Origin of the sequence: Clostridium aromativorans (assembly GCF_020908015.1) — a bacterium.
In the GTDB taxonomy this organism is placed as follows: Bacteria; Bacillota; Clostridia; order Clostridiales; family Clostridiaceae; genus Clostridium_B; species Clostridium_B aromativorans.
The window spans coordinates 29,361-52,333 of the sequence record NZ_JAJJPB010000001.1 but is presented as its reverse complement, the minus strand read 5'-3'; the positions used below and the strand labels follow the sequence as shown (position 1 = coordinate 52,333).

Below are 22,973 nucleotides of genomic sequence, written 5' to 3'. Positions count from 1 at the left end.
TTTATTAGCAATATCTGATTATAGTTTAAATTTGAAGTAGGGAGGTAGAAAGATGATAGCGGATTCTGTTTCAGGTGCAGTTCTTATTTCCATAATAGATATGATACTGCTGCTTTTTTTCCTGTATGTTATAGGTTTGATTTTAAGATTACTCCCAATGGTTAATAAAATTCATCTGAAATCTCATGGGAGGGAAAAACATGATAATACTTAATGCACTTAATTCAATGTGGCATTCAACGTCTTTGATAAACTTATCAATTGGAAATATATTTTTGATTATTCTGGGTATAGTGTTCATTTACCTTGCCATAGTTAAAAAATATGAACCTTTTTTACTTGTAGGAATAGGTTTTGGATGCATAGTTGCAAATATACCTGGCAATGAACTTATTAAACCAGGCGGACTTTTCAGTTATTTTTACCTGGGAGTTCAAAAGGTTGTTTTTCCACCTTTGATATTTCTTGGGGTGGGTGCCATGACGGATTTTGGGCCCATGATTGCAAACCCGAGTCTCATGGTACTGGGTGCATTTGCCCATGTGGGAATATTTATAGCAATCATTGGAGCTAAGGTACTTCACTTTACATTGGCTGAATCGGGTGCTATAGGAATAATAGGCGGAGCGGACGGCCCCATGGCCATATATGTTACGCAGACACTGGCCCCTCACTTGATGGCTCAGATCTCTGTAGCTGCCTATTCCTATATGGCACTTATGCCCCTTATACAACCGCCAATTATGAAATGGCTCACAACTCATGAGGAAAGAAATATAATGATGAAGCAGTCAAGGACAGTAACTAAAAGGGAAAAAATTTGTTTCCCGATACTTATAACAGTAATAATTGATTTATTGCTTCCTCCAATTGCACCACTTATAACCATGCTGATGCTTGGAAATTTATTTAAGGAATGTGGAGTTGTAGACAGACTTGCCAAAACTGCCAGCAATTCATTTATGAATGTAATTACCATAATGCTGACATTGTCTATAGGTTCAAGAATGGGAGCAGATACTTTTCTTACAGTTAAAACACTTGAGATAATAGTACTTGGACTTGTAGCCTTTATGACAGGTACTGCAGGAGGTATCTGGGGAGGAAAGATCCTGTGCAGGTTATCCCATGGAAAGATAAATCCTCTTGTCGGATCTGCAGGTATAGCTTCAGTTCCAATTGCGGCCAGAGTTTCACACAATGTGGCCCTTCAGGAGAATAAGTACAATTTCCTTATAATGCATGCCATGGGCCCTAATCTGGCAGGTGTCTTCGGAACTGCCATAGCGGGTGGAATACTTATAACTTTGATTCCCCATTAAAATTTATATTAGTACCCGTACTTATTAAATATAAAATATAGTACGGGTTTCAATTAAAATTATATTCATAAACAATAGTAAGATCTTAACAGAATGTCATTTCTTAAAACGTAAAATCATAGACTTCTAAAAAATGTGCAGTTACACATCTATATTATAACAGATTTTTTATCAAATGATAATTCAGACTTTATAGAAATCGTTTTAATAATATAATACTAAAATACGTTTATTACAATTATAACGTATACAACAATAAAAATTGACAGCGATGATTTTGTAATTAAATAGCCAAAGTAGTAAGAATATTCATGATATTAAACTGTGATAACTGTCAATTTTCATGAGGTATATAGTATTCACAATACGGGATTAGATTAACGGAAAGAGGTTATTATCAATATATTTGGGGAGAGATTAAAAATGAAAAAGGGATATATATTTATTATTTTAACTGCTATTTTCTACAGTACGGCTGAAGTTGCAGGAAGAATTCTGGCACAGGCAGGCAACATGGATCCATTTCAGGTTATGTTCATTGCCTTCTTGATAGGTGCAATAATACTGTGTCCTCTGGCTACCAAAGATATTAAAGCTAAAAAATTGAAGATAAAAGCCGATGATTTAAGGTATTTTGCAATCTGCGGTATATCGGCAGTTACTGTATCCATGGTACTGCTCCAGTTTGCAGTTACTTATACCAAGGCATCTACTGCGGCGGTTTTATATTGTCTGAATGCGGTATTCTCAATACCCTTTGCATATTTCATGTTAAAGGAAAAGATCACAAAAGGAACCCTCATATCCATGCTGGTGTCCCTGGCTGGAGCTGTTATAATACTCAACCCGTCAGAAATCATAAACGGCCTTGGAAACCCCAGGGATATCGTAGGTATGCTTTTTGCACTTGGCTCTGCGGTGAGCTGGTCTTTCTATACGGTATACAGCAAAAAGAGAGTTGCTATATACGGAGGATATGTTTCCAATTTCTTTGGTTTTAGTTTTGGAGTACTGGCACTGTTGATTATTCTCATAGTAACCGGCAGACCAATTTTTTCAGGAATAACACTGCAGAATATACTGGTGCTATTGTATATGGGTATTTTCATAAAGGCAGTTGGCTATATATGCTATATGGGTGCAATAAGGGAGACATCAGCTATAACTGCATCCATGGTATTTTTAATAAAACCTGCACTTGCCACTATTTTTGCCATACTTATACTGGGCGAGAGTATAAAGACGAATATGGTCATAGGTATAATATGTATAATTGCTGGTTCTTATTTTAAAATTAGCTCCAGTAAAAAGGAAAGCGGCAGTTCAGCCCAAAAAGTCTAGATTATAATTTTAGCTTAAAAGAGCAGCGAAGATTATTGTAATCAATAATCAGGTGACTCTAAATATAAAATAAGAAAGATCTTATTTTTTAAATAAGATCTTTCTTATTTTTAGTTTCACGTTTTATTATAAAATTTTTAGCAGCTATTTCAAATTTATCATTTAATGGCTCTAATTTCACATTTTTATATTTTTGTGAAAGAGCTGTGTATATAAGCCTATCTGCTAACTCAGGATTTTTGGAAAGGAGGGAGCCGTGAAAATAAGTGCATAGACAATTCTTGTAAACGCATCCTTCCAAGCCATCTTCTCCATTGTTTCCATATCCCACGATAACTTTCCCAAAAGGCTTCAGATCATTTATATAAGTTCTTCCAGAATGATTTTCAAAACCCACATAGGTTTCATTAAACTTTTTATTGTATATTACCGTATTCCCAATGAATCTTTTATTTCCACCTTCTGTATATATATTTAACACGTCAAGACCGGGAAGTTTTTCGCCATCTGGAGTACAGTAATATTTGCCTAAAAGTTGATAACCGCCGCAAATCGATAAAAATACTTTTCCACCTTTAATATATTTTATTACGCCATCTTTTTTATTTTGAATTAAATCCTCTGATACAATAGACTGTTCATAATCCTGTCCGCCGCCGAAGAAAGTTATATCGTAACTGGAATCATCAAAGGTATCACCTAAAGATACGTTGAATATATTTACAGATATTCCTCTCTGCTGAGCTCTGTATTTTAGAATACGAATATTTCCCAAGTCACCATATACATTTAACAGATCGGGATACAAATGGCATATGTTAAGTTCCATTTTATACTACACCTCCCATTGGTTTAAATAAATCACCATAACTTTTTAATATAGCCCTTAGAATTGAGAAATTTTCTTAAATCTATCATAGCTGTATAAGTAGCCAATATGTACACAGTATCTGATTTACAGCTTTTTATTTCCTCAACTAATTTTTCATAAGTTTTACAAATTACAAAATTTTTTTCAGGCAGTCCTGCAATTTTTAATCTAACAGCCATATCATAGAGTCTTATGCCCGATATCATTATTTTATCTATATTGAGAGAAGACAATTTTTCAAAATTTACATCCCATATCCAGGATACATCTCTTCCATCAGCGTAATTATCATTTAAAAGTATCGCTAAATTAAAAGTATTATTGTCAAGACTGATGGTATTTATAGCCTGATCATAACCAGCAGGATTTTTCACCAAAATTATTTTTACTTCTTTAGTACCTATGTTTATGCTTTCCTGTCTTCCAAAAGCACTTTGCTGTTCTTTAAATGAATTATATATATGAGAAGTGGAGATTCCACAAATCCTAGTTACAGAGTAGGCACATAGGGCATTATATATATTATATACGCCTGGTTGATTTATGTAGTACTTTTCACCATTTATCACTACTAAGGATTTCTCCGGGGTTTGAATTTCTATCTTCTCTAGGATGTAGTCTAAGTTAGGTCTTTTATAGCCGCAGTTTTTACAATAATAATCACCTAAATGGCTGTATGTGATAAAATTATATTCATAGGGGCTCTTGCACTTCTTACAGAACTTAGCATCAGCATTGACGTCTACTTTTCTGTTCCCCGTGGGGGAACAGTTAAATCCATAATAAATAGTTCTGTTAGGCAAGTTCAAATCCCCAAGCAGTGATTCATCACCGTTTAAGACTAAATTTGAAAGAGGGGCTTTTTTAATACCCTGAAGAATTTTGTTCAAAGTAGTATAAACTTCTCCATATCTATCCAGCTGATCTCTAAATAAATTGGTAACAGCTATAATCTCTGGAGTTATATAGTCCGTAAAAAAAGATACATTTGCTTCATCACATTCTATAACCGCATAACTTGTTTCACAACATTTTTTAAATGAATAATTTTCTACAAAGCAAGAAACTATTCCAGTTATCATATTAGCTCCTGTACTATTGGTTATCACACGCTTGCCAGCATCTTTTAATATGTTGTATATCATACTTGTAGTAGTGGTTTTCCCATTTGTACCGGTTATAAGTATAACTTTGTAATTCTTGCATATGACTTTTAAGATGTTTTTATCTAACTTTAATGCTACTTTTCCAGGAAAATTACTTCCACCTTTAAATAAAATTTTTGATAATTTTATTATAGCTTTGGAAATAACAATGCTAAAAAAAGACTTTATATTAATTTTTCACACCACCTTCCTTGATACAAATTAACTCCTAAATATTATAATACAATACAGTGGTTTTTACATTATAAAAATAAAAAAAATGGTTTATAAATTATATATAAAAGATAGAAATATTAGAAAATAGAAGTTTATAATTCACAAATAAGAAATTTATTATTCATGATATAATATATCATATATAAAAGTAGAATAGCATAATAATATTTAATTATAAATGAAGAATATGTTATTGCAAGCATTAATCCAAAAACTATAGATAATAAAAAATTAATAATTTTTTTGTTGCATTTTTCTATAAATAGTATAATATATAATTATAAGATTGTTTGGGGGGAAGGAACATGAATGGTGACTTGACATATTTGAATATTGAGGGATATAAAAATGTGTATAGAAATTTATCACCGGCTCAGTTGGTAGAGTTTTCAATTAAAAGAGGTGAAGGGCTTTTATCCGACAAGGGGGCATTGGTAATTAACACGGGAAAATATACAGGCAGATCTCCTAAGGATAGATTCATAGTTAAACAGAAAAGTATAGAAGACAAAATAAACTGGGGAAACTCAAATTTGCCTGTAGAGGAGAAAGTATTTGATAAATTATATGAAAAGGTTCTAGATTATTTAAAGGGAAAAGATATATTTGTATTTGATGGATTTGTGGGGGCATTAGAGGAATATTCTATGCCTATAAAAGTTATATGTGAAAATGCATCACAGGCGTTATTCAGCACCAACATGTTTAGAAGGCCGAGCCCTGATAAGCTAAAAAACTTTCAGCCGGAATTCAATGTTATAGCTGCACCTGGATTTAAAGGTGAGGGTATAAAGGATGGAATTAATTCAGAAGCATTCATACTTATCAATTTTGATAGAAAAATTATATTGATAGGTGGAACTCATTATTGCGGTGAAATAAAAAAATCTGTATTTTCGGTAATGAATTTTCTATTACCCCAAAAAGGAGTCATGCCTATGCATTGTTCGGCAAATGTAGGTGGAGATGGGAAAACTTCTTTATTCTTCGGACTTTCGGGAACTGGAAAGACCACATTATCTGCAGATGGTCAGAGAAAATTAATTGGTGACGATGAACATGGATGGTGCGATAAGGGTGTATTTAATTTTGAAGGTGGATGTTATGCCAAAACTATAAGGCTTGATAGACAAAAAGAACATGAGATATATGAGGCCATAAAATTTGGTACTGTTCTTGAAAATGTAGTGACAGATGAATATAGAGTTCCTGATTATAATGACAATAGATATACGGAAAATACACGAGCAGCATATCCTGTTGAATATATAGACAATATAGAGGAAAGCGGAGTGGGGGGTAATCCGCAGACTGTAATATTCTTAACTGCAGATGCTTATGGAGTAATGCCTCCTATATCCAAATTATCTAAGGAAGCAGCTATGTATCATTTTATGTCAGGTTATACCAGCAAAGTATCGGGAACGGAAAGAGGTATAACTGATCCTGAAACAACATTTTCAGCATGCTTTGGAGAACCCTTTATGTTGATGAATCCCATAGTTTATGCTAAATTGCTAGGTGAAAAAATAGATAAATATGATGCAGAAGTGTATTTGGTGAACACAGGCTGGATAGGTGGCGGATATGGAGTTGGAAACAGAATAGATCTGCCATATACAAGGGCGATGGTAAGAGCAGCTCTGGAGGGTAAGCTTAGAAATGTGAATTTTATAGAACATCCTGTGTTTAAGGTGATGATGCCTACACAATGTCCTGGGGTTCCAGATAAAATATTGAATCCAAGGAATATGTGGGAAGATAAAAAAGCCTATGATTCCAAAGCACAGGAATTATCTGTAAAGTTCTATAATAATTTTAAAAGATTTGATGGAATTTCACAAAATATAATCAATGCTGGACCAAAAATCAGATCTTTAAGTCATATATAATATTTTACAAGTCTGTTCGTATTATAATAGTATTTTAACCACCAGGAGTAAATTGTAATTTACTGTTGGCGGTTAATTTTTTTATATGCAATCGTTATGTTAAATGTAAGAGTAGACATGGATGTCTAATAAAATTATAATAGAGGATATGTAGATTTATAGATGGCAATTGTTAATACTTGACAAATATCTGTTAATACTTGATAATTATCAGGAAATCTCTAAATTTATATAGTTGAAATAAAATACGGTGTATAAATTAATTTGCCAAGAAAGGAAGTAATGATGTATGGAAATAATCTTTATTATCAAAGCTGTTATTATTGGAATAGTAGAGGGAATAACTGAATTTCTTCCCATATCGTCTACAGGACATATGATAATAGTAGGAAATTTAATAAATTTTAAAGCACCTACTTATAATAAAGTTTACATAGATACCTTTGAGATTGTAATCCAACTTGGAGCGATATTGGCTATAGTAGTACTTTATTGGAATAAGATATTTAATTCCCTTAAGAACCTTGCACCTGGTAAATGGGGGTTTAGACTCTGGTTCAGTATATTGGTTGCCTTTATACCTTCTGCAGCTGCTGGATTCTTTCTTAATGATATTATTCAGGAAAGATTGTTTAATCCGATTACTGTTTCCTGTGCCCTTGTATTTGGGGGTGTACTCATGATATATATGGAGAATAAATATAGAAGGGGAAATAGTATTAAAAGAATTGAGGATGTAAATATTGTACAGGCATTTAAAATTGGATGTTTTCAGTGCTTGTCATTGTGGCCTGGAATGTCAAGATCTGCATCTACAATAATTGGAGGCTGGGTAAACGGGCTCACCAATGTAGCTGCAGCGGAATTCTCTTTTTTTCTGGCTATACCAACTATGATAGCGGCATCTGGATGGTCTCTTATAAAAATTAAAATATCCATGAGCCCCATTCAGATAATTGGACTTGTCATAGGATTTGTAATTTCATTTTTAGTGGCACTGGTAGTTGTGGATAAGTTCATAGGATTTTTGAAGAGAAAACCTATGAGAGTATTTGCCGTATACAGAATATTTATAGGAATAATAGTACTTGTTCTAGCTTTTGCAAAAGTTATAAGTATTTAAAATTAAGCATATATATTTGAAGTAAAGTTAGATATAAATTGTCTCATTAATAAATATGTATGAATCATATGCTGCACGAATAACCTGTAAGAGAGTTGATTTATGTTATTTTTAATTCTAAATAATATTTATTTTTTATAACATATTTCAGTAATTTAGTGTAGAATATTTAATAAGGCGAAACTTGATAAATTTTTAGGAGGGGTACTGAGATGAATTATAATGTGGCTGTAGTTGGATGTACTGGAATGGTAGGAAGAAAATTTCTTCAAGTATTGGAAGAAAGAAATTTTCCAATAAAAAATTTGTATTTGTATGCTTCTGCTAAGTCCAGTGGAAAAGTGCTAAAATTTAAAGATAGGGATTTTGTTGTAGAAGAGTTAGATGAAAAAAATGTAAAAAACAAAAAAATAGATATTGCATTGTTTTCAGCAGGAGCAAGTGTAAGTCTTAAATTTGCACCTGTATTTTCAAAATATGGAGCAGTAGTTGTGGATAACAGCAGTGCCTGGAGAATGGATAAACGGATACCTTTAGTGGTTCCAGAAGTAAATCCGGAAGATATAAAATGGAATAGTGGAATAATTGCCAATCCCAATTGTTCTACAATACAGGCAGTGGTGGCAATTAAGCCTTTATATGATAGATATGGCATAAAGAGAATAGTATATTCTACATATCAAGCTGTATCTGGTGCTGGAATGGGTGGCTATAATGATCTTATGGAAGGCTATAAGGGAAATCCGCCTAAGAAATTTCCCTATCCAATAGCGGGAAATATACTTCCACATATAGATGTTTTTTTGGACAATGGCTATACTAAAGAGGAAATGAAGATGATAAATGAAACTAGAAAAATACTTCATGATGATACTTTAAAGATTACAGCTACCACAGCTAGAGTGCCAGTAGTGTATGGACACAGTGAGAGCATAAATGTAGAACTTGAGAAAGATTTCAACATAGAAGATATATTCCAATTATACGGAGATTGTAAAGGAATAATATTAAAAGATGATGTTGAGAATTTAGTGTATCCTATGCCTTTGGACTGCGCCGGAAAGGATGAGGTGTTTGTAGGAAGAATAAGGAGAGATTTTAGTGTGGACAGAGGACTCAATCTATGGGTTGTAGCGGATAATATAAGAAAAGGTGCTGCTACAAATGCTGTCCAAATAGCAGAATGTATAATTAAAGATGAAAAATAATATATTTTATTAAATATTTTAATGATGAGGTGTTATTATGAGTTTATTTAAAGGCTCGGGAGTTGCTATAATTACTCCTTTTAATGATAGTGGAGTGGATTTTAAGAAATTGAAGGAATTGCTCAAGTGGCAGATTGAGTCAGGTACTGATGCCATAATAATTTGTGGAACTACTGGAGAAGCTTCTACTATGACAGAAAAGGAAAGAAAAGATACTATAAAGTTTACTGTAGATACAGTTAAAGGAAGAATCCCAGTTATTGCAGGAACAGGAAGTAACTGTACTGAAACTGCTGTAAATATGAGCAAATGGGCAGAAAGTATAGGCGTAGATGGAGTTTTGGTAATTACGCCTTACTATAATAAAACTACACAAAAGGGACTGGTGGAACATTTTAAAGCAGTTGCTTCAAGTATAAAAACACCCATAGTTATATACAATGTACCAGGGAGAACTGGATTGAATTTAAAACCTAAAACACTGGAAAAATTATGCCAGATAGAAAATATTCAGGCTATTAAGGAGGCCAGTGGAAATATAAGTCAGATTGCTCAGGTAAAAGCACTGTGTGGAGACAAGATAGATCTGTATTCAGGAAACGATGATCAGACAATACCTATACTTTCCCTGGGAGGAATAGGCGTTATATCTGTACTTGCCAACATTATTCCTAAAGACATGCATGATATGTGTAAGTTATTTTTAGAGGGGAAAGTGGAAGAGGCAGCAGCTATGCAGTTAAAGGCATTGTCATTGATGAATACTATGTTTATAGAGACAAATCCTATACCTATAAAGACAGCTATGAATATTTTGGGAATGAATGTAGGTCATTTGAGACTTCCACTCTGCAGTATGTCAGAAGAGAACCTGAAGATCGTGAAATCAGAACTTAAAAATTATGGACTTTTGAAATAAAAATAGAATGAATTATTGAGAATATTGTGTAAATAGAAAATTTCATTTCGTAAATTTAACGTGAAAGACAAGTTACTTTCACGTTAAATTGTATGTAATGGGTTTTAATTTTTTAAAATAAATAATTTTAAGGAGAGATATAAATGGTGAGGGTTATATTGAATGGATGTAATGGTAAAATGGGGAAGGTAATAACAGGTCTGGCAGAAAAGAATTCAGAAGTGTCCATAGTAGCAGGAGTGGATAAGAATTCTGCAGAGAATAAATTTCCTGTTTTTCACAATATAGGAGAATGTGATGTGGATGCGGATGTTATACTAGATTTCTCAAGACCTGAAGCATTGGATTCGCTTATTGAATATGGAAATAAAAAAAACATTGGAGTAATATTCTGCACCACTGGATATAGTGAACAGCAAATAAATAAGATAAAAGAAGCTTCAAATAGTATTCCCATCTTTAGATCCGCAAATATGTCCATAGGTATAAATGTGATAAATAAAGTATTAAAAGATATAAGTGTCCTTCTATATAAAAATTTTGATATAGAGATAATAGAAAAGCATCACAACCAGAAAGTTGATGCCCCAAGTGGGACGGCATTATTACTGGGAAATACCATAAAGAATTCCATATCAGAGGATATAAATTTTGTAAATGGAAGAGAGGGAATCAGAAAAAGAGCTCATAATGAAATAGGTATCCATGCAGTGAGATGCGGAAGCATAGTAGGAGAGCATGAGGTTATATTTGCCGGACAGGGTGAAACCATAGAGATAAAACATACAGCTATTTCAAGAGAAGTATTTGCAGTAGGGGCCTTAAAAGCCTGTGAGTTTATGTATGGTCGAAAGAGCGGATTCTATTCCATGGATGATGTAATTTCATAAAGATCAAGTAGTTCTTTTTACTTGAAAAGGTGTTGAATATATTCATTGTATAGAAGGTTTGGATGGAGAAGGAGTATTCCTCATAACAAACTCCATCTGAACCTAAAAAATGCTTGACGGTTCTAAAAATGACTTGCTATCCAGTCTTCTATTTTTCCCATGGAAGTTTTAAGTTTATCCATGCTGTAGGCATAGGATATTCTAATATGCCCTTCGCCTTTTGTTCCAAAAGCGGAGCCGGGTACAACGGCTACTTTGGCTTCCTTTAAGAGCTTTTCACAGAATTCTTCACTTTTCATGTTGAAATTTTTTATTGAGGGAAAAACGTAAAAAGCGCCTCTAGGTAGATTCAGTTCAAATCCCAGAGATTTTAATTTATTATATATGTAATCTCTTCTTTCAATAAATTTTGAGCACATGTAATCTACATCCTTCATACAGCTTTTTAATCCTGTATAGGCTCCCCATTGGGATATGGATGGAGCACAGGACACGTTGTACTGATGAACTTTCATTATTTCATCCATAAATGATTTATGGGCACATACATAACCTATCCTGAGGCCTGTCATTGAAAACATTTTGGAAAAACCGCTGACTAATATAATGTGATCTTTTATATCATTGTATTGAGCCGGGGAAAAATAATCCTTTTCAAAATTTAATGAAGCGTAGATCTCATCACTTATTACAATCAATTTATTTTTCTTAATCAAATTATAAAGTTTCCTATTGTCATCTCCAGACAAAACGGCACCAGTGGGATTGGAAGGGTATGATAAAACCATTACCTTGGGCTTTTCATTTTCAAGTGTTCTTTTCAAATTGTCAAAGTCTATAGAGAAATCATCTTTTAAATTATAGGTGACTATATTTCCACCTAAAATTTTTACACAGCTTTCGTAAGCTGGGTAAGCGGGATTTGGTATGAGTATTTTATCGCCGCTGTTTATCAATGCTGCAAACACATCCATCAGTGCTTCACTTCCACCTATGGTTATGCAGATCTCATCTTTACTATAATTTATATGAAATCCCTTAAGATATTTTGATATTTCCTCTCTTAGTTCTATGATACCCGCATTTGAAGTATATGTAGTTTTGTTGTCTTCAATAGCTTTTATCATAGCTGTTTTGATTTTACCGGGTACATTGAAATCAGGCTGTCCTAAAGTTAGTGATATTGCATCCGGATATTGGATAACTTTGTTGTAAAATTTTCTGATACCTGAAATTTCCACGGATTGTACATTTCTTGATATGCTGTTCAAGTTTACACTTCCTATCTATTTTGAATTATCGTATCATTATTGCTAATACTCCCTGAAAAAAACTTTATTTTTTCTTTATCTTTAATATATTTTTATTATACTTTTATATTTTACAATTTTAAATGAACATAGTAAATAGATTATGAGGAGAATGATACCATTGATACAAAAAGTATTGGAGTTAAAAGGAGTTTTTAAAAAAAGAGGAAAGGTACAAGTCTTAAAAGACATTGCTTTTTCCATAAATGCAGGTGAGATCTGCGGTCTTGTAGGGAAAAATGGTGCTGGAAAGACTACATTGATCAAAATTATAACCAGTATGTTGTTCCCGGATGAAGGTGAAATTCTAATAGAAGGAAAAGATCTTAAAACTGAAAGAGAAAAAGCACTGAAAAATATAGGGGCTATAGTGGAGAAACCGGAGTTTTACGGTTATATGACTGGAAGACAGAACTTGAATTATATAGCCGGCATGATGGAAAGCGTTACAAAAGATAAGATAGAAGATGTCATAAAATATTCTAAATTAGGTTCAAAAATTGATAAAAAGGTAAAAACATATTCTCTGGGAATGAAGCAGAGGCTGGGGCTTGCCCAGGCGCTTATGGGTCGCATATCCCTTTTGATATTGGATGAACCTACAAATGGGTTGGATCCAATCGGGGTTGTGGAACTTAAAAATACTATAAAGATTTTAGCTGAGGAAAAGGGGGTAAGTGTTCTTATATCTTCACATATTTTAAGTGAAATAGAGAGTATATGTACAAAGGTTGTTTTTATAGATGAGGGTAAAATTGTGGGCGTTGAAAAAATAGGCAGCAATTCCAAAGCCAGTAGTGCAAAAAACATGTTTATAAAAACGAATTTATCTGAAAAGGCATCGGAAATTATAAAAAATATATTTGATGTAAAACTGTTGGAAGTAAAAAATGATGGAGTCTCAATTTTAATAAATACTGAATCATGTGATTTATTTACGGTATTGAAAAAATTACATGACAGCGGAATAATTGTGGAAGGTTGCTTTGAAGTAAAGCAAAACCTGGAAGATAAATTTATAAAGATGATGGGGGAAAATGGTGATGAATAGATATATATGGGAGGAATTAAAAAGGATAGTTGTTAAAAAGAAAATTTGGATTGTCATTGTCCTTATGGTTACAATTGGATTTGGATTGATAATCACCTTGAAAACAAATACTCTGGAAGCACAATCCCAGAAATATAAAGCTCTTCTTGTCAACCAAAAAATGGGCAGGGACAAAGCTGATTCAGAATTGAAAAAAGCCGAATTTTCCAGGGATATAGTGAGTACCCAGAAGGAGATAAAAGATAGAGAAGAGCAGCTCAATGAAATAAAAAATTATGATAAATCAAAATTGGATGAGCGAATTCAAAAATTGGAAAGGGAAAATAACCCTGAGAATGAATACAAGCTGCTTCAATTGAAATATGAGAAAAAATATAATATAGAAAAAAATGAGCTTATACCAAAGGGAATGTATTCAGCTATGGAAATTCTGGCGTATTTTATACCGGTGTTTTTTTTACTTATTCTCATTGTATTCTTGTCCGACATAGTGTCAGGAGATTACTCTCCGAACACAATTAAGAATTTGGTTACAAAACCTATTTCAAGGAAGAAAATCATTATGTCCAAGTTTGTTGCTGCCATAATCTTAAGTACAGGTACGTTGATTGTAAGTACCTTAATATTCATACTGGAAGGTGGAATTCACCTTGGCATTTCAGATTTAAGGCTGCCTTTTGATGTAGGCGCAAAGTATGTTTTTGACAGCTCTCTCATATTGAGTCCAATAACCTCACAGATGAGGTATGTAAATGGAAGCAGATCAATTATTCCCCTCTGGAGTGCAATTATTGAAATGGTGTTGATTGCAATAATTGTTTCAATAGCCATTGTATCAATAATTCTGTTTATATCGGTTTTATGCAGAAATTCACTTATTTCATCTCTTATAAGTTTTATGTTAATTGGAGGAACGGCCGTCTGGTATCTTTTTGGTTTTGCAGGCAGATATGTTGTATCGGCAAAATACGGGGTTTTGGTAAAATTTCTGCCTGTTCCATATATAGTTGACGTAATAAGCACATTGAGTGGTGATATTTCTGTGCAACTTACCAGTACCATAAATGTAGCTTTTATATTGATAACCTGTTTAGCATGGACTCTAGTCATGCTGTTTTTAAGCAGTTATGTTTTTGGCAAAAGTGATTTTGATTGAAAATACAAAGTGCTATAATTTTAAGTTGGGTGATTGATGTGAGGGAAAATATATTGATAATAGATGATGACGATGACATAAGAAACATGCTTATAAATTATTTTCAAAAGGAAGGTTATCCAGTATATAATGCTTCTGATGGAGAGAAAGGCCTGGAAATTTTAAAATCAAAGCCAGTCTCTCTGATAATTCTGGACATTATGATGCCCAAGATGGACGGATATACCATGCTGTCTAAACTCAGGAAATTCTCAAAATTACCTGTTATACTTCTCACTGCAAAAGATCAGCAAATGGACAAGATAAGGGGATTCATAGCTGGATGTGATGATTATATAGTAAAGCCCTTTGATTTTACGGAACTCTCTTTAAGGGTGCTGGCTGTACTCAGGAGAGCTAAAGCCGGTAATACCTTGCAAAACCATATGCTGAAAATTAGGGATATAGAAATAAATACCCTGGAGCATACAGTAAAAAAAGATAATGTGGAAGTTGTGCTTACTCCAAAGGAATATGAAATTTTGTACACGCTGGCATCAAATAGGGGACGGGTATATTCCACCAGGACACTCTATGAGATAATCTGGAAGGATACCTTTCTGGAAAATGACAATACTGTAACCATGCATGTTAAAAATTTAAGGAGAAAACTGGGAGATAGTGTTAAGCAGGGTAAATACATAAAAACTATATGGGGAGTAGGTTATAAAATTGAAAAGGATATTTAAACTCAGGAGTGAACTGGCTTTTTCTGCAGTTTTTTCGGTGATTATATCACTTGTACTTGCAGTTTTTTTGAGAGAATTTGTTTTGGGTTCTTTTTTGAATAGTTATAATGGCACTCCTGAATATATATATAAAAACATGATTGCCCCAGTTGAACAGGACTTGAAAAATATGGATATGAATAATTCCGGAAAATTACAAAAATATATGGACAGAGAATATAGTATGACCTATTTTATTTTTGTAGTGAGAAAAGATGGAGGGGTGATAGCTTCAAATAATAGAGAAATTAAAAGTATAGATAATGATCAGATTGAAAATGGAAAAAGAACATTTAAATTTTTAAATGCCCATAGAGATAATCTGGTTAAAATAACCAGGTGTGATTACCTAAAAGATGGGTATTATCTGTATTACATATATACTGGCTATGGTAAATTGGATAATAGCAATATTGTAGGTGTAATGGCAATTTTAATCTTCATAATTGTATTTTTCACGCTCATATGGAAACGCATATCTTATATATCCAAAATAAAATCAACAGTTAGAAGTATTGCCGAAGGCGATCTATCCGAAAGAGTCCCTCTTAAATATAAAAACGAACTTAGAGAATTATCTGAAGACATAAATTATATGGCTTCAAGGATTGAAGGAGAGGAGAAAAACAGAAATGAATTCTTAACCAATATATCCCATGATCTGAGAACTCCTTTAACTACTATACTGGGGTATATAGACATGATTAAAAATGGAAAATATGATTCGAAACGTGAACTTGAGGATTATATAGATATAATGAATAAAAAAGGATTGTATTTAAAAAGTATGCTGGATGATTTTTTCGAATATTCGAAACTGTCTTCTAAGGACATAATACTTGAAAGGCAATGTCTGGAGTTAAATGAATTGGCACGGCAGGTGGCTGAAGAAGAGGAAGATGAATTTATACGGAAAGGCTTGAAGCTTTCACTCAAATTACCTCAGGAATCTATTGGTATCAAAGCAGATCCCAATCTGTTTCTGAGGGCAGTGAATAATCTTTTAAGCAATGCGCTCAAGTATTCTAAAGATGGTACAATTGTTGAATTCAATGTAAGCAGGGAAAAATACAATGATAGTTTTTATTCAGTGGTTTCAGTATCAAATGTTCCTGAAACTCCAGTTGGCGATGAAGATATAGAAAATTTTTTTGAAAGACTGTATAAAGGTGATTTGTCCAGAAAAAAAGAGGGCAGCGGCCTGGGCTTGTCCATTGTAAGAGAAATAGTCAAACACCACGGTGGGTTTGTAAAGGCATGTAGGGAAAACGAGAAGCTGGTGTTTAAAATATTCATGGATGTAAAGTGCTAAAACTTAAGTGAATCGATAAAAAAGATAGTCTAGTTACTAAAATCTCAGTAACTAGACTATCTTTTGTTTAATTTGGAGGCGCCACCCAGATTTGAACTGGGGATGAAGGTTTTGCAGACCTCTGCCTTACCACTTGGCTATAGCGCCGTGTATAAATGGAGCGGAAGACGGGATTTGAACCCGCGACGTTCACCTTGGCAAGGTGACGCTCTACCACTGAGCCACTCCCGCACATTTAAAATAAATGGTGGCCAGACCAGGAATCGAACCAGGGACACGAGGATTTTCAGTCCTCTGCTCTACCGACTGAGCTATCTGGCCACATGGCGACCCAGAAGGGGTTCGGACCCTCGACCTCCGGCGTGACAGGCCGGCACTCTAACCAACTGAGCCACTGGGCCATAATATGGTGGGCACAACAGGGCTCGAACCTGTGACCCTCTGCTTGTAAGGCAGATGCTCTCCCAGCTGAGCTATGCGCCCATAAGCACATTATTACCACGACAATTCATATTATATATTGAGTTCTATATATTGTCAATACCTTGCATAAAAAAATCAGCCGGGCTGTAGTGGATTTCAAAATTGTTGCTAATATATTCTTATTTGGAATTTATTCTATATATTGATCAATATTTTGAAAATGTTGATTTTAGTATGTCGATATTTGACAATAGAAATTTGAATATAGATTTTGTTTAGATGCATACTATTTTTGAAGGGAGTGTGAATAATGCTGTTATTAACTATAGTTTACAATAAAGAAAGAGAAAATGTAATACAGGGAATCCAGGAATTAAAGGAATATTTTAGACATAAAGGTGTGCTTATTGGGATATATGAAAGTATAGAATCTGATACTCACTTCCTTAAGTTATTTTGTGATAGAGAAATTAATAGCAAACTTATGAATATATTCAATATGTATGTTGCAAATATTATATATGGTATAGTAATAGAGGAATTTTGTGAAAAAGATATCTTGAATTTTTTGTCTGATGAATATTTTTTTCTCAAATATGATGAATTGGAAGAAATCAAACTAGAAAGTATAAGAGTGCTAAAGGGCGAGATGAAAATTATAGATGATAATTCTATATCCTGTATAAATAAAAGAAATGAGATACTAGATAAAATATCAAGTTGTATAAGTGAGAACAATGAAATAAATATAGATGGATTTGTGACTTTTAGAATAAAAGAACTTTTAGACGATTTAGAAAGTATAGTTGATAAAGTAGTGGAAAAATATATGGTAAATAAAGAATATAATGAATTTATAAAGCTTTTAAAATATTTTGTAGAAATTCAGGAAAGTAAAATAGATTATTTAAGTATAATAATAGATAATAATGGTAAATATATAATAAGAGATAAAGAGCAGGATATAACAGAAAGCTTTTTTAGAGATTTAAAGGAATTAAATCGTAATAAAGATACAAATTCAGATTTAGATGATATTTTGATAAGTGCACTTATAACTACTTCACCCAATGAAATAGTAATTCACTGTGCTGAAAATTGTAAAAATCCAGAATTGATAAATACCATTGAAAAAGTTTTTACTGACAGAGTTAGATTTTGCAATAATTGCAGTACATGTGAGTCTATAAAAAATCATCTTAATAGAATATAAACTACAAAATTCTATTTTTTTATTGACATAATCATTTTGGAATAATATAATGAAGCCAAGTAGAAGTAAAAGCTATGAAAGGGAAGAGTAAATAGATCAATTGTTTTAAGAGAGAGGGATTGTGTGCTGAAATATCCCTTAAATGAAATCTATTGAAAACCACCCAGGAGTTGTATACTGAAGTTTTGTAAGTATTTCCGTTAGCCAGCGTTAAAGGTAGAGAGAATAGTATTTGTGATCTTTGCTTATACTATTAAGTTGGGTGGAACCACGGTAATACTCGTCCCAGTAGAGGGAGGAGTATTTTTTTATTTATTTTTATAGTTAAATAAAAATTCGAAATTAGAAAAGTTTGTAAAGGAGGAATAAAAATGATAAATATAAGCCTTAAAAATGGTAACAAAATAGAAGTGGAGAAGGGATTAAAGGTAATTGATGTGGCGGAAAAATTGAGTACTTCTCTGAAGAAAAAAGCGCTGGGTGCTAAGTTAGATGGTGAAGTAGTTGAACTCTATCATCCAATAAATGGTGATTGTAAACTTGAAATTCTCACTTTTGAAGATGAAGATGGTAAAAAAATATTGAGACACACAGTTTCTCACATACTTGCTCAAGCTATAAAAAGGCTGTATCCAGATGTTAAACTTGCCATAGGACCTGCCATAGATTCAGGATTTTACTATGATGTAGACGCAGATTTTTCATTTACACCAGAATTGTTAGTTAAGATTGAAAATGAGATGAACAAGATAGTAAAAGAAGATATCAAATTGGAGAGATTTGAACTTCCAAGGGCAGAAGCTATAAAATTTATGGAAGATAGAAAAGAACCTTATAAAGTGGAATTGATAAAGGATCTGCCAGAAGGTGAAGTTATATCCTTTTACAGGCAGGGTGATTTTGTGGATTTATGTGCGGGACCACATTTACCTTCTACTGGGAAAGCAAAAGCAATAAAACTCCTTTCCATAGCAGGTGCCTATTGGCGTGGAGATGAAAAGAACAAAATGCTCCAGAGAATATATGGGACTGCATTTGAAAAGAAAAGTGATCTGGAAAACTATTTGAAGATGATGGAAGAGGCTAAGAAGAGAGATCATAGAAAATTGGGCAAAGAATTGGATCTGTTCAGTATGCATGAAGAGGGACCTGGATTTCCATTTTTCCATCCAAAGGGAATGATAATTAGAAATGAGCTTCAAAACTTTTGGAGAGAAATGCATAGAAAAGCTGATTATGATGAAATAATGACTCCGATTTTGTTAAATGAAGGATTGTGGCATCAGTCAGGACACTGGGATCACTATAAGGAAAATATGTATTTTACCAAAATAGACGGTGAAAATTATGCTATAAAACCTATGAACTGTCCAGGATCTATACTTGTTTACAAGAGTGATATACGTTCCTATAGGGATTTACCTAAAAGGTATGGTGAAATGGGAATTGTCCATAGACATGAAAAATCAGGAGCACTTCACGGACTTATGAGGGTAAGGTGCTTTACTCAAGATGATGCTCATATATTTGTTGCGAGAGAGGATATTACCCATGAAATCACTCAAGTTATAAAACTTATAGACGATTTTTATAAGGTGTTTGGATTTGAATATTTTGTTGAACTTTCCACAAGACCTGAAAATTCCATGGGAAGCGAGGAGGAATGGGAAGCTGCAACTGAGGGCCTTAAAACTGCATTAAAGGTATCAGGGCTTGATTATAAAATCAATGAAGGGGATGGAGCTTTTTATGGCCCTAAGATAGATTTCCATTTGAAGGACTGCATTGGAAGAACATGGCAGTGTGGAACAGTACAGTTGGATTTCCAGATGCCAGAGAAATTTGATCTAACTTATATAGGGGCAGATGGAGAAAAACACAGGCCGGTTATGGTGCACAGAACTATATTTGGATCCATAGAGAGATTTATAGGAATACTCATAGAACAATATGCAGGGGCGTTTCCGGCTTGGCTTGCACCAGTCCAGGTAGAAGTTATGGACATTACAGATAATCAGAAAGAATATGCGGAAGAAGTGATTAAAAGACTTAAAGATCAGGATATAAGAGTGGAAGCCGATGTTAGAAATGAAAAGATAGGCTACAAGATAAGAGAAGCTCAGATGCAGAAAGTGCCCTATATGATTATCCTGGGGGATAAAGAGGTAAAAGAACAGAATATATCCGTTAGAAATAGAAAAGATGGAGATTTAGGAGCTATGTCTTTAGATGATTTTATATCTAAACTTAAAGAGGAAATTTCCAAAAAAGTAAGTGACATATAACTGATATAATTTTGTATTGACTTGTAATGACAAAAATAGTATAATACAATTTGTCAAGCAGAAACTAGCCGTTTCTCACCTTACGGCATGGCCAGTAAGGTTATGAAAATTTTATTATAAATTTTCTATTGCATGTATTTAGAGGACGGCGTAAGTCGTCCTTTTTCATATTTTTTGTTTGATTCACTTAGGAGGTGAATAATATAAATAAAGGTTTTCTTTTAAATGATGAGATAGCTGCAAAAAGAGTAAGAGTAGTTCCAAATGATGGAGATGAGGCTGAAATTGTATCTTTAGAAAGAGCTTTAAAACTTGCTGAGGAAAAAGAATTGGATCTGGTTATGATATCTCCAAAGGCAAACCCTCCAGTTTGTAAAATAATGAATTATGGAAAGTTTATTTATGAACAATCTAAAAGGGAAAAAGAAGCTAGAAAAAAGCAGAAAATTACCAATATAAAAGAAGTGAGACTCAGCCCAACTATTGAAGAACATGATATTTCTATTAAAGCTAAGAATGCAAAAAAATTTTTGCTTACAGGTGATAAAGTTAAAGTCACTATAAGATTTAGAGGCAGAGAGGCTGGTCATTCTTTTATGGGTAAAAAAATTTTAGATAATTTTTACTCTAAACTTGAAGATATCAGCGTAATAGAAAAGCAGCCAAAACTTGAGGGCAGGAATATGATAATGACATTATCAACAAAAAAGCATAATTGAGAGGAGGAAGTTATTATGCCAAAAATGAAGACAAAAAGAAGTGCGGCAAAGAGATTTAAAGTTACAGGAACAGGCAAGTTAAAGAGATCAAAAGCTTATAAAAGTCACATATTGACTAAAAAAAGCGCAAAGACTAAGAGAAATCTTAGGAAGGCAGGATATGTAGCAGAAGCTCAAGAAAAAGTGATGAAAAAATTAATACCTTATGTATAAAGTATTCTAAAAGGAGGTTTTAAAATGGCAAGGGTAAAAAGAGCTGTGAATGCTCGTAAGCATCATAGGAAGATACTAAAGCTCGCAAAAGGTTATTATGGCGGCAAGAGCAGGTTGTTTAAATCAGCCAATGAAACAGTCATAAGAGCTTTAAGAAATGCATATATAGGAAGAAAATTAAAAAAGAGAGATTTCAGGAAACTCTGGATAGCTAGAATAAATGCTGCAGCCAGAATAAATGGGCTTTCCTATTCAAAATTCATAAATGGGATAAAGACAGCAGGTATTGATGTGAATAGAAAAATGCTTTCTGAAATAGCAATAAATGATCCAAAGACATTTACTGAATTGGTTGACATAGCAAAAAAACAACTGAGTGCATAAATTATACTATATCAAGTGGTTTTTAGATTTACATGACTTGTTAATTCATGTGAATTTAAAGAAATCACTTGATTTTTACAATATGGATTATGAGGGTATGTAGATGGATATAATAAGGAGCAAAGACAATCTACAAATAAAACAGGCTAGAAAATTGAAGGAAAAAAAATATAGAGTTGAAAATGGAAAGTTCTTGATAGAAGGCCTGAGATTCGTAATGGAGGCTGTGAATTCCGATTTTGCAATAACTGATATTTTTTTAACATGTGATTTTTATGATATATGGGAAAGAAATTTAATGAAAGAAAAAATTAAAAATATGCCTTCTGTATATATTGTGACTGATGAAGTATTAAAGAGTATAAGCACTACAGAAAATCCTCAGGGCATAGTTGCAGTAGTGAAAAACACCAAGTTAAGATATAAAAAAGATATGGAAGGATTTTATGTATTGGCGGACAGAATACAGGATCCTGGGAATATGGGCACTATAATACGGAGCTCTTATGCTGCTGGGGCTTTAGGAGTTATACTCACAAAAGGAACAGTGGATGTATATAATGAAAAAACTTTAAGATCTACTATGGGTTCAATTTTTCATGTACCGGTAATTCAAGATGAGCAACTTGATAAGATAAAAGTTTTGAAAGAAAATGGATTTAAACTCATAGCCAGTTTGTTGGATGCTGAAACTAATTTTTATGATGTAAGCTTAAATCGAAAAATTATATTTGCAGTGGGAAATGAGGCAAATGGGCTGAGTGAAGATATAGAACAAATTGCAGATATAAAAGCAAGAATCCCAATGCCGGGTGGAGCTGAATCTTTAAATGCAGCTGTATCAGCATCTATAATGATGTTTGAATTGGTTAGGCAGAATTTAAAAAATTAATATTGACAACAGGGAAAACTATATGTAATATTTAAAAGTATAGATAACAAAAAATTTATAGTATTATACTGTGAAGGAGAAAGTAGGTATATCAGTATTTTCTAGAGAAAAAAAGTCAAGGCTGAAAGCTTTTTTAAAATACTATATATTGAAGTTCGCTCTGGAGTACTACCTGTGAAATTGTAATTAGCAGTTAGCGGTAATGCCGATAAATTTTCAAAGAGAATATTATTTAAATGATATTAATTTGGGTGGTAACGCGGAATTAGGAATTCGTCCCTTTAAGGGACGAATTTTTTA

Annotated in this window: 21 protein-coding genes, 5 tRNA genes and 3 other annotated features; of the genes, 18 read left to right on the top strand and 8 right to left on the bottom strand. The window is 33.2% G+C overall.

Features of this window, described 5'->3' with window-relative positions; genetic code table 11:
* Positions 1–52 precede the first annotated feature (52 nt).
* From LN736_RS00235 to LN736_RS00225, 3 genes are all read left to right on the top strand, one after another.
* On the top strand, positions 53–214 hold the full coding sequence (locus LN736_RS00235) for a hypothetical protein (protein WP_179977896.1): 162 nt from the start codon (positions 53–55) through the stop codon (positions 212–214).
* Complete coding sequence (locus LN736_RS00230; RefSeq protein ID WP_179977895.1) at positions 201–1,322, top strand: sodium ion-translocating decarboxylase subunit beta; 1,122 nt, start codon at positions 201–203, stop codon at positions 1,320–1,322. Before LN736_RS00235 ends, LN736_RS00230 begins: the two co-directional genes overlap by 14 nt.
* Before the next feature lie 423 nt (positions 1,323–1,745).
* Positions 1,746–2,663, top strand: a complete 918-nt coding sequence (locus LN736_RS00225; protein WP_150358043.1) for a DMT family transporter — start codon at positions 1,746–1,748, stop codon at positions 2,661–2,663.
* Positions 2,664–2,751: 88 nt separating this feature from the next.
* Here the strand turns inward: LN736_RS00225 and LN736_RS00220 are convergent, their stop codons facing one another.
* Positions 2,752–3,492 (bottom strand): type 1 glutamine amidotransferase, encoded by a 741-nt coding sequence (locus tag LN736_RS00220; protein WP_150358044.1) that lies wholly within the window; start codon positions 3,490–3,492, stop codon positions 2,752–2,754.
* Positions 3,493–3,524: 32 nt separating this feature from the next.
* Positions 3,525–4,874, bottom strand: coding sequence for a MurT ligase domain-containing protein (locus LN736_RS00215; RefSeq protein WP_229980743.1), 1,350 nt, complete (start codon positions 4,872–4,874; stop codon positions 3,525–3,527).
* 347 nt (positions 4,875–5,221) lie between these two features.
* Between LN736_RS00215 and pckA the strand changes: the two genes are divergently transcribed.
* From pckA to dapB, 5 genes are all read left to right on the top strand, one after another.
* Positions 5,222–6,808: a phosphoenolpyruvate carboxykinase (ATP) gene (gene pckA / locus LN736_RS00210; protein ID WP_150358327.1), complete on the top strand. Its 1,587-nt coding sequence runs from the start codon at positions 5,222–5,224 to the stop codon at positions 6,806–6,808.
* A gap of 289 nt (positions 6,809–7,097) precedes the next feature.
* Positions 7,098–7,931 carry an undecaprenyl-diphosphate phosphatase gene (locus LN736_RS00205; protein ID WP_229980395.1) on the top strand — a complete coding sequence of 278 codons (834 nt, stop codon included), beginning with the start codon at positions 7,098–7,100 and terminating at the stop codon, positions 7,929–7,931.
* Between the two features lie 212 nt (positions 7,932–8,143).
* A complete protein-coding gene (locus tag LN736_RS00200; RefSeq protein WP_150358329.1) occupies positions 8,144–9,139 on the top strand; it encodes an aspartate-semialdehyde dehydrogenase in 996 nt (331 codons plus the stop codon).
* Between the two features lie 37 nt (positions 9,140–9,176).
* Positions 9,177–10,058, top strand: a complete 882-nt coding sequence (gene dapA / locus LN736_RS00195; RefSeq protein WP_229980393.1) for a 4-hydroxy-tetrahydrodipicolinate synthase — start codon at positions 9,177–9,179, stop codon at positions 10,056–10,058.
* Between the two features lie 143 nt (positions 10,059–10,201).
* Complete coding sequence (dapB, locus tag LN736_RS00190) at positions 10,202–10,948, top strand: 4-hydroxy-tetrahydrodipicolinate reductase (RefSeq protein ID WP_229980391.1); 747 nt, start codon at positions 10,202–10,204, stop codon at positions 10,946–10,948.
* A gap of 122 nt (positions 10,949–11,070) precedes the next feature.
* On the opposite strand, the gene LN736_RS00185 is transcribed toward dapB, so the two are convergent.
* Positions 11,071–12,219, bottom strand: a complete 1,149-nt coding sequence (locus tag LN736_RS00185; RefSeq protein ID WP_229980389.1) for a pyridoxal phosphate-dependent aminotransferase — start codon at positions 12,217–12,219, stop codon at positions 11,071–11,073.
* A gap of 151 nt (positions 12,220–12,370) precedes the next feature.
* Between LN736_RS00185 and LN736_RS00180 the strand changes: the two genes are divergently transcribed.
* The 4 genes from LN736_RS00180 to LN736_RS00165 are packed head-to-tail and all read left to right on the top strand — an operon-like array spanning position 12,371 to position 16,544.
* Entirely contained in the window at positions 12,371–13,309 is a 939-nt protein-coding gene (locus LN736_RS00180; protein WP_268253716.1) for an ABC transporter ATP-binding protein, read from the top strand.
* Positions 13,302–14,465 (top strand): ABC transporter permease, encoded by a 1,164-nt coding sequence (locus LN736_RS00175; RefSeq protein WP_229980387.1) that lies wholly within the window; start codon positions 13,302–13,304, stop codon positions 14,463–14,465. Before LN736_RS00180 ends, LN736_RS00175 begins: the two co-directional genes overlap by 8 nt.
* A gap of 38 nt (positions 14,466–14,503) precedes the next feature.
* Entirely contained in the window at positions 14,504–15,193 is a 690-nt protein-coding gene (locus tag LN736_RS00170; RefSeq protein WP_229980385.1) for a response regulator transcription factor, read from the top strand.
* The gene (locus tag LN736_RS00165) at positions 15,177–16,544 is read left to right on the top strand and encodes a HAMP domain-containing sensor histidine kinase (RefSeq protein WP_179977892.1); all 1,368 of its coding nucleotides are present in this window, start codon (positions 15,177–15,179) and stop codon (positions 16,542–16,544) included. Before LN736_RS00170 ends, LN736_RS00165 begins: the two co-directional genes overlap by 17 nt.
* A gap of 73 nt (positions 16,545–16,617) precedes the next feature.
* Here the strand turns inward: LN736_RS00165 and LN736_RS00160 are convergent.
* From LN736_RS00160 to LN736_RS00140, 5 genes are all read right to left on the bottom strand, one after another.
* Positions 16,618–16,691: transfer RNA gene (locus tag LN736_RS00160), tRNA-Cys, on the bottom strand.
* Between the two features lie 9 nt (positions 16,692–16,700).
* Positions 16,701–16,775 (bottom strand) — tRNA-Gly (locus LN736_RS00155).
* 14 nt (positions 16,776–16,789) lie between these two features.
* Positions 16,790–16,865: transfer RNA gene (locus tag LN736_RS00150), tRNA-Phe, on the bottom strand.
* 3 nt (positions 16,866–16,868) lie between these two features.
* Positions 16,869–16,945, bottom strand: a tRNA-Asp gene (locus LN736_RS00145).
* Positions 16,946–16,951: 6 nt separating this feature from the next.
* A tRNA-Val gene (locus LN736_RS00140) sits at positions 16,952–17,027 on the bottom strand.
* A gap of 250 nt (positions 17,028–17,277) precedes the next feature.
* On the opposite strand from LN736_RS00140, the gene ytxC reads away from it, so the two are divergent.
* From ytxC to LN736_RS00110, 6 genes are all read left to right on the top strand, one after another.
* Positions 17,278–18,180 carry a putative sporulation protein YtxC gene (gene ytxC / locus LN736_RS00135; RefSeq protein WP_179977891.1) on the top strand — a complete coding sequence of 301 codons (903 nt, stop codon included), beginning with the start codon at positions 17,278–17,280 and terminating at the stop codon, positions 18,178–18,180.
* A 65-nt stretch (positions 18,181–18,245) separates the two neighbouring features.
* Positions 18,246–18,471: a binding site (T-box leader), on the top strand.
* An 80-nt stretch (positions 18,472–18,551) separates the two neighbouring features.
* On the top strand, positions 18,552–20,465 hold the full coding sequence (thrS, locus tag LN736_RS00130) for a threonine--tRNA ligase (protein ID WP_229980383.1): 1,914 nt from the start codon (positions 18,552–18,554) through the stop codon (positions 20,463–20,465).
* A gap of 49 nt (positions 20,466–20,514) precedes the next feature.
* Positions 20,515–20,642 (top strand) — a sequence feature (ribosomal protein L20 leader region).
* Between the two features lie 17 nt (positions 20,643–20,659).
* Positions 20,660–21,184, top strand: coding sequence for a translation initiation factor IF-3 (gene infC, locus LN736_RS00125; protein ID WP_150356210.1), 525 nt, complete (start codon positions 20,660–20,662; stop codon positions 21,182–21,184).
* A 15-nt stretch (positions 21,185–21,199) separates the two neighbouring features.
* Positions 21,200–21,397: a 50S ribosomal protein L35 gene (gene rpmI / locus LN736_RS00120; RefSeq protein ID WP_150356209.1), complete on the top strand. Its 198-nt coding sequence runs from the start codon at positions 21,200–21,202 to the stop codon at positions 21,395–21,397.
* Positions 21,398–21,421: 24 nt separating this feature from the next.
* Positions 21,422–21,781, top strand: a complete 360-nt coding sequence (gene rplT, locus LN736_RS00115; RefSeq protein ID WP_150356208.1) for a 50S ribosomal protein L20 — start codon at positions 21,422–21,424, stop codon at positions 21,779–21,781.
* A 103-nt stretch (positions 21,782–21,884) separates the two neighbouring features.
* A complete protein-coding gene (locus tag LN736_RS00110) occupies positions 21,885–22,673 on the top strand; it encodes a TrmH family RNA methyltransferase (protein WP_150356207.1) in 789 nt (262 codons plus the stop codon).
* A gap of 61 nt (positions 22,674–22,734) precedes the next feature.
* Positions 22,735–22,957 (top strand) — a binding site (T-box leader).
* The last annotated feature ends 16 nt before the right edge of the window (positions 22,958–22,973 follow it).